Genomic DNA, 12,693 nt, shown 5'->3' with positions numbered 1-12,693 from the left:
GGCAGCTTCACCTGCGTCACCGGCCCTTCCGGAAGCGGAAAATCGACGTTGGTCGATGACATCCTCATGCGCGCCCTGCGGCGACACTTTTACGATGCCAAGGATATTCCCGGCACGCATGAGCGCATCACCGGCCTCGAACATCTCGACAAAGTCGTCGTCATTGACCAGTCGCCCATCGGCCGCAGTCCGCGCTCGAACCCCGCCACCTACACCGGCGCGTTCGGGCCGATCCGCGAGCTGTTCGCCCAGCTTCCGCTCGCCCGTGTGCGCGGTTACGATGCCGGACGCTTCAGCTTCAACACGCCCGGCGGCCGCTGCGAGAAATGCGAGGGCGATGGCTCGGTCAAGATCGACATGCACTTCCTTGCTGATGTCTATGTGACCTGCGAGGCGTGCAAAGGCCGCCGCTACGGCGCGGAAACGCTCGAAGTGACCTTCAAAGGCAAAAACATCGCCGATGTGCTCGAAATGACCGTCAGCGAGGCCGCACGCTTCTTTGATAAGAACAACGCCATCGCACCCAAACTGCGCACGCTGGAGGACACGGGACTTGGTTACGTCAAACTCGGCCAAAGCGGTGCCTCGCTCTCCGGCGGCGAAGCCCAGCGCATCAAGCTGAGCACCGAGCTCGCCAAACGCAGCACCGGACGCACGCTCTATGTCCTCGATGAGCCCACCACCGGGCTGCACAGCGCCGACATTCAGACCTTGCTCCAGGTTCTGCTTCGACTTCGCGACGCCGGGAATACCCTCATCGTCATCGAGCATCATCTCGATGTCATCCGCTGCGCCGACTGGATCATCGACCTCGGCCCAGGTGGCGGCAGCGAGGGCGGCCACATCGTCGCCACGGGAACACCGGAGCAGATCGCCCAAAACGAGAACAGTCCGACGGGCCGCTTCCTGCGTACGGACAGACATTAACGATCATCATGAACACAAGCACCAACGGACTCGCGGCCCATGTGAAGGGCGTCTCCAAAAGCTTCGGCGATGGCGGATCGCGGCTCCAGGTGCTGAAGGACATCGATCTCGAAGTGCGCCGCGGGGACATCACGATGCTGGTCGGCCCTTCCGGTTGCGGCAAAACCACGTTGATCAGCATCATCGCCGGCACCTTGGTGGCGGATGAGGGCGAATTGGAGGTGCTGGGCCATGATCTGAGGCACATGACCACGGCGGCCATCACGCGCTTCCGGGCCAGGCACATCGGGTTCATCTTCCAGTCTTTCAATTTGATCCCGACCCTGACCTGCGCGGAGAATGTCAGCGTGCCGCTGCTGATCCAGGGCATGGCGGCATCGAAAGCGGAAAAACGCGCCAAAGAAGTGCTCGCGCAGGTCGGTCTGGAGGATCGCTTCAAGCACCGCCCCTCACAGCTCTCCGGCGGGCAGCAGCAACGCGTCGCCATCGCACGTGCGCTGGTGCATGAGCCTCATCTTATCATCTGCGACGAGCCGACCGCGGCGCTCGACGCGAAAAACGGCCACGTCGTGATGGAACTCTTCGAAAACGTCGCACGCGGCAAGGAGCGCGCGGTTTTGATCGTGACGCACGACAACCGCATCTTCCACCACGCCAACCGCATCGCTAGCATGGACGATGGGAAGATCCTCGAGGTGCATGATGTCGATGAGCGGAATCCCCCGCCTGAGCATCTGAAGCATGTGGAGCGCCTGTGACCGCGTGACACCCTGATCGCTCACTCAGAAGCAGAACCGCCTTCCTTTTTCGGCTGCATGTCCGGCAGCGAGTCCAGATACAGTGCCTCCACTTTCGCACGCGCCCATGGAGTGCGCCGCAGGAAGGTCAGGCTGGATTTGATGCTGGGGTTCCAGTTGAAGCAGTTGATGGGAATCATCCGCCCAAGCATCTCCCAGCCGTAATGGGCAACAAGCTGCGTGACCATCATCTCAAGCGTGATGCCATGAAGGGGGTTTTTGGGGCCGGCGGCGTGCATGATGGAAACTTGTTTCAGGATAGCGGCGCGGATCCAATCGTCCACGTCTTTGCCCTTTTGTTTTGACCTCCTGATTTTCAGATGGCGACGGATTCTTCATCTGAGTCGTGTCTTGCCTTCAGAACATTTGCCTTCTAGCCTTCGCGCCACCCGATCTCCCGCGCCATGAGCTACTACGACGAATTCATCCAGTGGATCAGCAGCCTGAACGCGCAGCAGGTGGTGGACTGGCTGAAGCATCTGGAATGGAACCGCGTGGTGCCGGAGATCACCGGCAAGTTCATCGGTTTCCTGCTCGGCTTCTTCGCAAGCTGGCTGCTGCTCTTTCGACGCCACCTGAGGGCTCTCGACCGGCTGAAGCGAGGCGACTCGGATGACGTGCTGTTTCAGGCGCACTTTCTCGCCGCCGTGCCCGGCTCTGACAAATGCGTGCTCATCTTTCGCAATCTGATGCCGAGCACGACGGTGAATGATCTCTATGACAATCCCGCCGCGCGCAAAATCGTGCGCGAGATGGCGGACTGCACCTCGCTGCGCAATCCCGTGCTGCGCACCGAGGGCCTGCTCGGTTTTGAGGTGCTGAATGACGCCTTCAACCACATCGCCGGTCATCTCGCGACGACACCCTTTGCACGGGAGACCTGGCTCTTCGCCATGACCTGCGAGGACCGCAAAGTCGTGCGCCGCAAATGCGTGCGCTGCTTTCTCATCCGCCCCGCGGAGCTGGAGCTCTTTGCCAACTGGCACTGGTGCCGCCAGAACGTGCTCTGCGAGCAGCCCTGGCACTGGTATCGCATCGTCGCGCTGCATCAGATGGCCCTGCAGTGGAAGCAGGAGGAGAAGGACGCGCAGAATCCTTCACCTAAAACGCAGGGCATGCCACTTGTGGACAAGCACGCCACCCACCGCCGCATCCGCCCGCTCTCCGCAGGAATCTTTGCGAATGAAAAGCCTGTGGGCGAGCCGGTGTCAGTCCCGTGGAATGCGCAGGAATGGGAGCTCAAAAAACTGGGCCTCGATCTCAACGAGCCCGTTTAATCCGCCGCATTCCTCCGGAATATCGCCCGTCTTCGCTGCATTCGTCACCTTGGCTTGTGCTTTCGCGTTGAGAGTAGCTGTTTTGACATACTCCCCGTCAAAATAGGCCCGTGCTCCGTGATAAAAGCCGGTTCTCGCCCCGATGACCTCCAGCCTGCGGTCGCGCAAGATGAAGCTGAGATTTGTCTCTGGATCATCGCCCTTTCCCTCGCGCCCCTTGTCGCTGAACCAGCCGATGTGATCATTCCATGCCGCGATGCCCGCAAGACCGCCGACATGAGAGGTCGGGCCGCGCACGCATTCGATGATAAAATGCAGTTTCCCTTCCTGCTCCACAATCTCAATGCGTCCGCCATAGCTGTCCGTCCACACACCCGAGAGCCCCTCCTCAGCGCCCCATTCACGCGCCAGCCCCTTCAGCCATGCGGTGCGGTCATCCGCCAGCCCGGCGGCGGCCTCCAGGTATTCGGCAGAATCCAGTGCAAGCTCGTCATGCCCCTCCGCGCCTGCGTAAATCGGCGAACGTGCGAGATAATCGCGGTGCTCCACCCAGCCGCGTTGGTCTTCCTTGAGCTTGTTGAACTCTGATTCCGGCAGCGTCTTCTTCGCCGCCGCCCAGGCTTCGTTCAGCGCCTTGTCCGCTTTTTCAAACAATGCCTTCGCCTGCTGTGGTGTGAGCTTTTTATCCTGGGCAAAGCCTGGAATGACCAATGCCGCGACGAGCAACAGGGCGGAGAATAAGTACGTGTTTCGCATGCAGCGCAGGATACGGCCTCACTTGTGCCATGTCCAAAAACGTTTCACAGCCAGCGCTGATCCGACGATGAGGACGATCACCGCCACGAGCCGCCAATCGGACTTCACCGGCGGCTCCGACTCCGCCGCACCGATCTTCACCGTCTGCGGCAGCAAGTCGGCGATCTGGCTTAGTTCAGGCAGCTTTTGCCCAGGCATCGCCTGCTCCTTCACCATCTTTTTCCAATCAACCGCCATCACCAAGTCCACGCCTGGATTTTGCTCCTTCACCTGGCAGGAACATGAGCCAATCAAAAACTGCGCCGCGCTGTCGATGGTCTCCACCTTGATGCCTTTGCCCACCAGCGCGTAAAGCACCCTGCCCTGCCCGAAAATCGGGAAGACCATCGGTTCCTTGAACTCTCGCAGATCCTCCTCGCTCGCCAGCAGCATCGCCACGAAGGCGCTCTCGGCCGGATCGTCGCGCCTCACCCGCAAAGTCGAAAAAGCAAGCCGCAAACCATCGCCAGGGATCGAGACGAGTCCGTTCTTGATGTCCTGATCGTCGAGCCTCGGCAACTCCATGACACCGGCGAGATAATCGAGCCGATCGTCGAGAAACTTAGCCGCCTCGGCGTCCTTTTTGGCATCACCACTTTCCAAAAGCACCCACACTGCGCTCTCACCACCGCCCAGTCGCTCTGCGATCTCGCTGCGCGCCGGAGAGTCCGTCAGCAGCTTCGCGTTGGCCTCCGAATAGTCCACCAACCAGATGACCTCGTTGCTTCGCATCGACTTGGGATGCCGCAATTCGATCTTGTTCGTTTCATGGTGCGTGACGTCAAAATTGCCGTTCAACGTCTTCCCACGTGGCAACGTCACGCGATAAGCATCCGCAGCCCAATGCTCAAGCGCGTACCGAAACACCGGCACCGAGCAGGCGAGCGCTGAAGTGGCAGCGATGAGGAAGGCAAGAACACGCATCATGGGATGCCACAATACGTCTCGTTTTCGATGAATTCGCCACTCAACAAACGTTTTGGTCCCACCATGCGCCCGCTTCTTTGCCTCCTCGCTTTCTCCACGGCTGTTTTGGCCGAATGGCCCACCTACCTGCACGATGCCTCACGCGTTGGTGCGACGACGGAGAGCCTTCCTAGCACGCTGAAGCCCGCGTGGACTTTCACGTCGCCGTCGGCACCGCAGATGGCCTGGGCGGGCGAGGATGGGCGGGTGATCGAGGGGCATGAGCTGTTCAACCGCATCCGCTTTGACGATGTGTTTCACGTGGCGATCAGCGGTGGGCGGTTGTTCTTCGGTTCGTCGGTGGATGGGCGGGTGATGTGCCGGGAGCTGGCTTCGGGCAAAGAGGTGTGGTCGTTCTTCACGAATGCGCCGGTGCGGCTCGCGCCGATGATCGTTGAGGGGAAGGTATATGTCGGCTCGGATGATGGCTACGCGTATTGCCTCGATGCAGCGACGGGGAAACTGGTGTGGAAGCTCCGCGCGGGGCCGCATGATGAGCGCATTCTGGCTCGCGGGCGCATGGTGTCGCGCTGGCCGGTGCGCACGGGTGTGCTGGTGGATGAGGGCATCGCGTATTTCGGCGCGGGGGTGTTTCCGCATGAGAAGGTTTATCTGTATGCCGTCGAGGCTGCGACCGGCAAAGTGATCTGGAAGAACGACGCGATCAGCGAGAAGGACGCGGGGCGGAATGATCTCTCACCGCAGGGTTACTTGCTCGCGACGAAGGACATCTTGTTTGTGCCTTCGGGGCGTTCGCTGGCGGCGTCGTTTGATCGCAAAACGGGCGAGTACATCGCCAAACCGGAGCCGGGATGGCGCAGCGATGCGGGCGGGCAGATCGGCGGCACGCAGGCCTTCCTCGCGGATGATCAAATCTACTCGGTGGGCGAGCATCACATCCTCGCGCTGGACCAGCAGAAGCAAAAAAGCGGCTTCGGATGGTTCGCCGGCACGCAGATGACGCTCGCGGGCGACATGGGCTACATGGCGAACGGCAAAACGATCACAGCGGTGGATCGCCTCAAGCATGCGGACGGCACTCGCATTCGTCACGGGCATGAAATGGCCATCGCAAAGATCAGCGCGGAACTGAAAAAGCATCCCGCCCTCGCCGAAGCGAAGAAGCTGCAAGCCGCCGAGGCCGCTGCACGCAAGGCCCCGGGCGATCAAGCCTTGATCGCCGAGCTGGCGGCTATCGCGGCGAAATACGAGCCGCTGCGTGCCGCCTACAAAGCGAAGCAGGACGAAAGCGCCAAGCACAAGGCCGACCTTGCCATCGCAGCCGATGTGGGCGTGAAATGGACGCTCGAATCACCGCATCAATCGGCGCTGATCCTTGCGGGCAAGTCATTGATCGCGGGTGGCAAAGACGAGGTGATCGTGATCGACACCGAAACCGGCAAAATCACCGCCAAACTGGCGGTGGAAGGCGAAGCACGCGGTTTGGCCGTTTCGGAAGGTCATCTCGTCGTCAGCACGACGAAAGGACGCGTGCATGTGTTTGGTGAAAAAGAAGGTTCGCCCATGCTCGCAGGCTCCAACTTCATTTCGAGCAAGGGTGGGGAAGCAGCGGCCATCTTGAAGCAAACCGGCGTCAAAAAAGGCTTTTGCCTCGTTTTGGGCGATGACGGCTCGTTGGCCTATGAACTCGCCAAACAGAGCGAACTCGTCGTTTTCGGTGTGAACTCGGATGAGGCCAAAGTGGCCACTGGAAGGCAATCTTTGCTCCAAACCGGCTTCTATGGCTCACGCGTCACGCTCGATCATCTCGACCTCGCGATGATTCCATATGCGAGTTACTTCGCGAACCTCATCGTTGGTGAACCCGGCGGTGTGCCGAAGGACGTGGCGCGGCATTTGAAGCCGGTGGGCGGCAAGTTCTGCTTTGCGACGAATGCGAAGAGCGATGCGTGGCTCGCGGAGACGAAGTTGAGCGAAGAAAAGGCCACGATCACGAAGGCCGATGGCTGGACGGTGCTCTCGCGTTCCACTTTGCCCGGTGCGAGCTCGTGGTCGCATCAATACGGCAACGCGGCGAACACTTCGAGCACGGACGACCAGCGCATCAAAGGCGGGCTGAGCGTGTTGTGGTATGGCGATCCCGGTCCGGGGCAGGTGGTGAACCGACACGATGGCGCGGTGGGACCGATTTCGACGAACGGCCGCCTCTTTGTGCAAGGGGAGGACAGCGTGATGGCCTACGACGCTTACAACGGCCAGTTCCTCTGGGAGACGAAGAACCCAGGTGCCATGCGCACCGGCGTGTACAACGCCCGCGAGCCTGGCAACATGGCCGCGAGTGACGATCATCTCTTCATGCTGCTCGGCGATGAGTGCGTGCAGTTCGACGCGGCGACGGGTGCGATCACGCGCACGCTGAAAATCCCCGGCGCAGGCACGAAGAAGGGCCTGGAGTGGGGCTACATCGCCTACGCGGACGGTTTGCTCTACGGCACCGAGACGGAACGCGTCGAAAAGGCCAGCGAAGTCGCGCGTCGCGGCAAAACGGGCTCGATTTCGACGGATCGCATCTTCGCGTATGATGTGAAGACCGGGGCGCTGGCGTGGAGCTATCAAGGCAAGCACATCGCGCACACCACGGTGGCGATTGGCGACGGACGCGTGTTTTTCATCGATGCCTCGCTCACGCCGGAGCAGCGCAATCTGATGCTCGCGGAGGACAAGACGGCGCTGGCGAAACTCACCGGCAAGGAGCGCGAGCTCGCCGAAGATCGCGTGAAGAACAACGACATACGCATGGCGGTGGCGCTGGATGCCAAAACGGGCGCGAAGCTGTGGGCGAATCCCGTCGATGTGACCGATTGCAGTGAGATCGGCATCGGCGGCGGTGCTTTGACGCTAATGTATAGCAACGGCCATCTCGTGCTCGGCGGTGCGAACGCAAACGGGCACTACTGGGAGCAGTTTTTGAGCGGTGAATTCAAGCGCCGCCGCCTTGTGGTGCTCGACGCGGCGAAGGGCGGCAAGGTGTGGGCCAAGGACGCGAACTATCGCCATCGCCCCGTCGTGATCGGCGATGACATCGTGGCCGAGCCCTGGGGCTACGATCTCTACACCGGCAAGCAGAAGACGCGCACCAATCCCATCAGCGGCGAGGAAACCGCATGGAGCTTTGCGCGGCCCGGCCATCACTGCGGTGCCATTTCTGCGACGCCAAACATGATGTTCTTCCGCTCGAAGTTCACCGCGTTTTACGATCGCGACAGCGACAGCGGCACGGAGCACTTTGCCGGTCATCGCCTCGGCTGCTGGATCAACACGATTCCCGCCAACGGCCTCGTCATGATCCCCGAGGCCAGCGCCGGCTGCGTGTGCCTTTTCTCCATCGCCAGCACCATCGTCTTCGAGCCGCGTGAGGATCGCATGAACTGGGGCGTCTATGGCGGCGATGGCAAAACGCCGCTGCCCGTGCAGCACCTCGCGCTGAATCTCGGCGCTCCCGGCGACCGTCGCGACGCGCATGGCAAGCTCTGGCTCGGCTACCCGCGTCCTAGCAGTCGGGCAGGCATCGATCTGCCGCTCGATTTCAAACCGCAGTATCTGAAAGACGGCGGCGCTTACGCTTACAACGCCGAAAGCTTCACCATCACCGGTCACGACACGCCATGGATCTTCGCCAGCGGCCTGCGTGGCCTCACCAAGCTCGACATCCCCGTTCAGGCCCAAAACGCCGCTCCAGCGACCTACACCGTGAAACTGATGTTTGCCGCGCTGGAGGGCGATGCGCCCGGAAAACGCGTCTTCGACGTGAAACTCGGCGACAAGGTCGTCTTGAAGGCCTTTGACCCCGCGACACGAAAAGGAGCTGCCGTCGAAGTTTTCGAGCATGTGCCCGCGAGTGAGCTTTTGACCGTCGAACTCATCCCCGTGACCGGCGAGCCGATCCTCAACGGCATCGAGATCCTCAAAACGGGCACGAAGGAGGTCACGCAGGGTGTGGCGCAGCGGTGAATGACGTTTTGAGAAACAAAAAAGCCAGGTGAATGACCACCTGGCTTTCGAGATTGGATTTAAACGGGCAATTACTCCGCGTTTTCTTCAACGTAGCGAACCACGTCACCCACAGATTGAAGCTTCTCAGCCTCTTCGTCGGGAACGTCGATGCCGAATTCTTCCTCGAAGGCCATCACCAGCTCGACGGTGTCGAGGGAGTCGGCGCCGAGGTCTTCGATGAACTTGGCTTCGGGGGTGACCTGCTCGGGGTTCACGCCAAGCTGTTCAACGATGATGTCTCTGACTTTTTCTGTGATGTTTTCTGCCATAAGGGGTTGGGGTAAGTGCGGCGGAGGTTTAGCGGCTGCCCCTGCTTTGGCAAGGGGAAAATCCGGCTTTTTTCAACAGGTCTGAAACATCTTCATTTGGAGTTCTCAGCAGGCGCGCCGCCATCGTCGGCAGGCGCGCTGACTTTTTCGATCAACTCACCGCTGAAGCGAACCAAAAGCCGTTCGAGAACCTTGTCGGCACCGCCGAATTTGAGGTCATCAATCACCGCACGCTTCTCGGAGCCTTCGGACCTGTGCCAGGCATACGCAAGCCCCTTGTGCTCCCACTTTCGTTTGTCCACGCGAAACACATCGGAGTAAAGGATCTTCACGCCTTCCGGGGTGACCCAGTGGTCGGACTCGCCGCGAAGCACCTTGCCGCGATTCTTCAGAAGCACGGCCACAGTGATGAGAGCCGCCGCCATGCAGCCATAGGCAAACCAGAACTGCTCGTCGATCTCGCGCTGGCTGTAGAGCTTCGGATCCTCCTCCCAGCCGTTCTGCGCGGCGTAGCTCACCCAGCGCGGCGGTTCGCCCTCCTGGCCGGTGGGAAGGCCCTTTGACTTCGCATCCGCGATCCATTGCTCCAGCCGTCCCTCCTTTTTCGCCGAGTCGAACGAGGGCAGGAACTCGGTGGTGAACCACTCCTTCTTTTTTGCCAGCTCGACAGACTTCGGATACCCGCGCATGCCGTCGTAGAGAAAGACGAGCCCGAACACGAGCAACAAGCCTGCCAGCATGCCCATGCGGCGGAAATACCAGCGCGTGACGCGGCAAATGATGGGCTCGGCTGGATCGGTCGTGGATGGAGCGGATGATTCCATGGTGCCTGACTCAATCGCAGCCGCGTTCCGGTGCAACACGGGATTTTGTGTGACAAATCATGCGCGGTTTTGCAACGTGTCCGCGCTTCCCTTGCGAGGATTGATGCGTATAAGACGACAGAACCCACTGAATCCCCATGTTTATCGACCCTCTCTATCTCCTGCTATTCTTCGGCACGATGGCGCTTTCACTTTTTGCCTCCTGGCGCGTGAAAGGCGCGTATGCTCGCTATTCCCAGGTCCCTGCCAGCTCCGGACTTTCAGGTGCGCAGATCGCGCAGCGCATCCTCGACTTGAACGGCATTCATGACGTGGCCGTGCGATCAACCCACGGCCTTCTGAGCGATCACTATGATCCATCGAACAAGACCCTGGTTCTCTGCGAGGAAAACTACCATGGCACGAATGTGGCCGCGCTGGGCGTTGCTGCTCATGAGGCAGGCCACGCCATCCAGCATCACCAGCTCTACGCGCCGCTGCGGTGGCGCATGGCGGCGGTGGGCATCACCACCATCGTTGGCAATATCATTCCCATCGCGGGCCTGGGTTTGTTCTACATCGCTCCCAAGATCGCCATTCCCGTGCTCGCCTTCTGCTTCGGCGTGGTGATGCTATTCCAGTTGATCACACTGCCGGTGGAATTTGACGCCACAGCCCGTGCGAAGCGCATCCTCGCGCACACCGGCGCCATCGCCCCCGGCGAGGAAACCACCGCGATGAGCAAAGTGCTCGATGCGGCCGCGCTGACCTACGTTGCCGCCTTCATCAGCGCGCTCGGCACCTTTCTTTACTACGTCATGCACATGGTCGGAGGCAGGAGTGACGAGGAATAACGGCCCAAGGCAAAAATTCCTCCGTGTCGCGGCGTATGAACCTCATGCGCCGCGTTCTTTTTGCACTCGTCCTGCCGTTTTACTCCCAGGCCGCTGAAATCCCGCTGATTCGCGGTCTGAGCCGCGTGAACCTGCTGGAATACAAAGCCGCGGACGGCACGAAGAAAACCGCCACCACTCCGGCGGAGTGGGAACACAGGCGCAAGGAGGCGCTCGAGGGATTTCAGCAGGTCGCGGGTCCCCTTCCCGGCCCGGAGATGCGCTGCGCGCTTGATCCGCAGGTGATCGAGGAAACGGATTGCGGCGGCTACGTCCGCAGACTCATCACCTACACCTCACAGCCGGGCGGAAAAGCTCCCGCCTATCTCTGCATACCCAAGTCAGCGCTCCAAGGCACGAAAACACCCGCCGTGCTCTGCTTGCATCCCACCGAGAACAAGATCGGCCACAAGGTCGTCGTCGGACTCGGAGGAAAGCCTCACCGGCAGTATGCGGCGGAACTCGCGGAACGTGGTTTCGTCACACTGGCGCCGAGTTATCCCCTGCTGGCCGAGTATCAGCCGGATTTGAAAGCTCTGAAAATGCCCAGCGGCACCATGAAGGCCATCTGGGACAACATCCGTGGTCTCGACTATCTCGAATCGCTACCGTTCGTGGACAACTCGCATGGTTTCGGTGTCATCGGCCATTCCCTCGGCGGCCACAACTCGATCTACACCGCCGTTTTCGACGAGCGCATCAAGGTCGTCGTCTCAAGCTGCGGCTTTGACTCCTTCCTGGACTACTACGGAGGTGACATCAAAGGATGGAATCAGGAGCGCTACATGTCGAAGATGGGTGATTACCTCGGCAGGCCGCAGGATGTGCCGTTCGACTTCTACGAACTCATCGCCTGCCTGGCGCCACGCCACGTTTATGTCAACGCCCCTCTGCGTGACGCGAACTTCCGCTGGCAGAGCGTGGACCGCATCGCAGACGCAGCTCTGCCATTGTTCAAGCTGCACCAGGCGGAGTCGCACCTGCAAATCGTCCACCCCGACTCCGACCACGATTTTCCCGACACCGAGCGCCTCGCCAGCTACGAGCTGATCAGGCGCGTCCTGCGGCCTGTTCAATGACTTGAGCCAGCCGCGGACACAGCACCGCGTGGGAAAACTCCGCGCCAAGCTTCCTGGCCGCATCATTCACCTGCCTCTGTCCGAGCGCCTTCGCATCGTGAATCTGGCTCACGATTCCCGCGACATCGCCGTTGCGTGCCAGACGGCCATGGGCCGGGTCGTTCAAACGCAGAGCCAAATCACTGCCATGACTGGCCCCCGGACCGATGAACAGGAATGGAATGCCCAGCGTGAGTATGTTGTAGATTTTGCACGGGTGCACGATCCCCACGAAAGGATCTCCCATCACGACGAGATGCAGATCAGCGGCCGAAAGCGAGCCGGAGAGCTTTTCCATCGGCTGATACGGCAGGCTGGTGATGTTTCGCAACGCCTTGTCCCGCGCAAAGGCCTGGACCTTCTTGAACTCGCTGCCGCCGCCGACAAAAAGGAAATGAATCTGACCGTCCGTCTCCAACTCATCGGCTGCGGCCAGCACCGCATCCAGCGGATGGCAAGGGCTATGGTTGCCGGAGTACATCACCACAAATTTCCCTGTTAGCCCGTGTTCGGCGCGAAACGCATCGCGCGCAGCAACGTTGTAGCTGATCGCCTGATCGTGTGACCAAGGCGCGTCGGTGTGAATCACCTCGGCAGCCACGCTTTTCGCCTTCAGGCGATCCGCCATGAATCGATCCAGCGCGATGATGCGAGCAGCACGGCGAAAACTCCAGTTCTGGATGAATGTGAGGATCCGTTCGGCCATTCCCCCTGCCTTGAACCATCCAGCGGCCACGGCCTCGTCCGGATTCAAATCCATCACCCACGGTACCACGGCTCCCCCCTTGATCATGGCCACAAGCGTGCCGAGCGCGGAGATCAGCGGAGGCGATG

11 protein-coding genes and 1 pseudogene are annotated in these 12,693 nt (G+C 60.5%); 6 read left to right on the top strand and 6 right to left on the bottom strand.

Annotation, left to right across the window (positions count from 1 at the left end; translation table 11 throughout):
- Together ACILSE_RS22290 and ACILSE_RS22285 are read left to right on the top strand one after the other, a co-directional pair.
- Positions 1–927, top strand: a pseudogene (locus tag ACILSE_RS22290) (excinuclease ABC subunit UvrA); the annotation flags it as partial.
- A gap of 8 nt (positions 928–935) precedes the next feature.
- Positions 936–1,685, top strand: coding sequence for an ABC transporter ATP-binding protein (locus ACILSE_RS22285; RefSeq protein WP_395719654.1), 750 nt, complete (start codon positions 936–938; stop codon positions 1,683–1,685).
- A gap of 20 nt (positions 1,686–1,705) precedes the next feature.
- On the opposite strand, the gene ACILSE_RS22280 is transcribed toward ACILSE_RS22285, so the two are convergent.
- Positions 1,706–1,963 carry a VF530 family DNA-binding protein gene (locus tag ACILSE_RS22280; RefSeq protein ID WP_395719653.1) on the bottom strand — a complete coding sequence of 86 codons (258 nt, stop codon included), beginning with the start codon at positions 1,961–1,963 and terminating at the stop codon, positions 1,706–1,708.
- A gap of 165 nt (positions 1,964–2,128) precedes the next feature.
- Here ACILSE_RS22280 and ACILSE_RS22275 point away from each other — a divergent pair, with 165 nt between their 5' ends.
- A complete protein-coding gene (locus ACILSE_RS22275) occupies positions 2,129–3,001 on the top strand; it encodes a hypothetical protein (RefSeq protein WP_395719652.1) in 873 nt (290 codons plus the stop codon).
- Here the strand turns inward: ACILSE_RS22275 and ACILSE_RS22270 are convergent.
- Both ACILSE_RS22270 and ACILSE_RS22265 read right to left on the bottom strand, forming a co-directional pair.
- The gene (locus ACILSE_RS22270; protein WP_395719651.1) at positions 2,933–3,757 is read right to left on the bottom strand and encodes a lysozyme inhibitor LprI family protein; all 825 of its coding nucleotides are present in this window, start codon (positions 3,755–3,757) and stop codon (positions 2,933–2,935) included. The two genes, ACILSE_RS22275 and ACILSE_RS22270, sit on opposite strands and share 69 nt — an antisense overlap.
- Positions 3,758–3,775: 18 nt before the next feature.
- Positions 3,776–4,723 (bottom strand): hypothetical protein, encoded by a 948-nt coding sequence (locus ACILSE_RS22265; protein WP_395719650.1) that lies wholly within the window; start codon positions 4,721–4,723, stop codon positions 3,776–3,778.
- Between the two features lie 63 nt (positions 4,724–4,786).
- Here ACILSE_RS22265 and ACILSE_RS22260 point away from each other — a divergent pair, with 63 nt between their 5' ends.
- The gene (locus ACILSE_RS22260) at positions 4,787–8,734 is read left to right on the top strand and encodes a PQQ-binding-like beta-propeller repeat protein (RefSeq protein WP_395719649.1); all 3,948 of its coding nucleotides are present in this window, start codon (positions 4,787–4,789) and stop codon (positions 8,732–8,734) included.
- A gap of 71 nt (positions 8,735–8,805) precedes the next feature.
- Here ACILSE_RS22260 and ACILSE_RS22255 read toward each other — a convergent pair whose 3' ends face one another.
- Entirely contained in the window at positions 8,806–9,045 is a 240-nt protein-coding gene (locus ACILSE_RS22255; RefSeq protein ID WP_294381303.1) for an acyl carrier protein, read from the bottom strand.
- Positions 9,046–9,137: 92 nt separating this feature from the next.
- Entirely contained in the window at positions 9,138–9,869 is a 732-nt protein-coding gene (locus ACILSE_RS22250) for a hypothetical protein (protein WP_395719648.1), read from the bottom strand.
- 137 nt (positions 9,870–10,006) lie between these two features.
- Here ACILSE_RS22250 and ACILSE_RS22245 point away from each other — a divergent pair, with 137 nt between their 5' ends.
- Together ACILSE_RS22245 and ACILSE_RS22240 are read left to right on the top strand one after the other, a co-directional pair.
- A complete protein-coding gene (locus ACILSE_RS22245; RefSeq protein WP_395719647.1) occupies positions 10,007–10,702 on the top strand; it encodes a zinc metallopeptidase in 696 nt (231 codons plus the stop codon).
- Between the two features lie 44 nt (positions 10,703–10,746).
- Complete coding sequence (locus ACILSE_RS22240; protein ID WP_395719646.1) at positions 10,747–11,820, top strand: alpha/beta hydrolase family protein; 1,074 nt, start codon at positions 10,747–10,749, stop codon at positions 11,818–11,820.
- Here the strand turns inward: ACILSE_RS22240 and ACILSE_RS22235 are convergent.
- Positions 11,792–12,693, bottom strand: a 902-nt coding sequence (locus ACILSE_RS22235; RefSeq protein ID WP_395719645.1) for a glycosyltransferase family 4 protein, incomplete at its 5' end; no start/stop codon positions are given. The genes ACILSE_RS22240 and ACILSE_RS22235 overlap by 29 nt on opposite strands.

Origin of the sequence: Prosthecobacter sp. (assembly GCF_044236155.1) — a bacterium.
Lineage (GTDB): Bacteria > Verrucomicrobiota > Verrucomicrobiia > Verrucomicrobiales > Verrucomicrobiaceae > Prosthecobacter.
The sequence above is the reverse complement of the archived record's forward strand: the minus strand, read 5'-3'. Positions and strand labels throughout refer to the sequence as shown.

Excerpts from the sequence above, each read along its gene's own strand:
- ACILSE_RS22275 (WP_395719652.1), top strand. The coding sequence starts at position 2,129 with ATGAGCTACTACGACGAATTCATCCAGTGGATCAGCAGCCTGAACGCG.
- ACILSE_RS22255 (WP_294381303.1), bottom strand. The coding sequence starts at position 9,045 with ATGGCAGAAAACATCACAGAAAAAGTCAGAGACATCATCGTTGAACAG.
- ACILSE_RS22265 (WP_395719650.1), bottom strand. The coding sequence starts at position 4,723 with ATGATGCGTGTTCTTGCCTTCCTCATCGCTGCCACTTCAGCGCTCGCC.
- ACILSE_RS22285 (WP_395719654.1), top strand. The coding sequence starts at position 936 with ATGAACACAAGCACCAACGGACTCGCGGCCCATGTGAAGGGCGTCTCC.
- ACILSE_RS22270 (WP_395719651.1), bottom strand. The coding sequence starts at position 3,757 with ATGCGAAACACGTACTTATTCTCCGCCCTGTTGCTCGTCGCGGCATTG.
- ACILSE_RS22245 (WP_395719647.1), top strand. The coding sequence starts at position 10,007 with ATGTTTATCGACCCTCTCTATCTCCTGCTATTCTTCGGCACGATGGCG.
- ACILSE_RS22250 (WP_395719648.1), bottom strand. The coding sequence starts at position 9,869 with ATGGAATCATCCGCTCCATCCACGACCGATCCAGCCGAGCCCATCATT.
- ACILSE_RS22260 (WP_395719649.1), top strand. The coding sequence starts at position 4,787 with ATGCGCCCGCTTCTTTGCCTCCTCGCTTTCTCCACGGCTGTTTTGGCC.
- ACILSE_RS22280 (WP_395719653.1), bottom strand. The coding sequence starts at position 1,963 with ATGCACGCCGCCGGCCCCAAAAACCCCCTTCATGGCATCACGCTTGAG.
- ACILSE_RS22240 (WP_395719646.1), top strand. The coding sequence starts at position 10,747 with ATGCGCCGCGTTCTTTTTGCACTCGTCCTGCCGTTTTACTCCCAGGCC.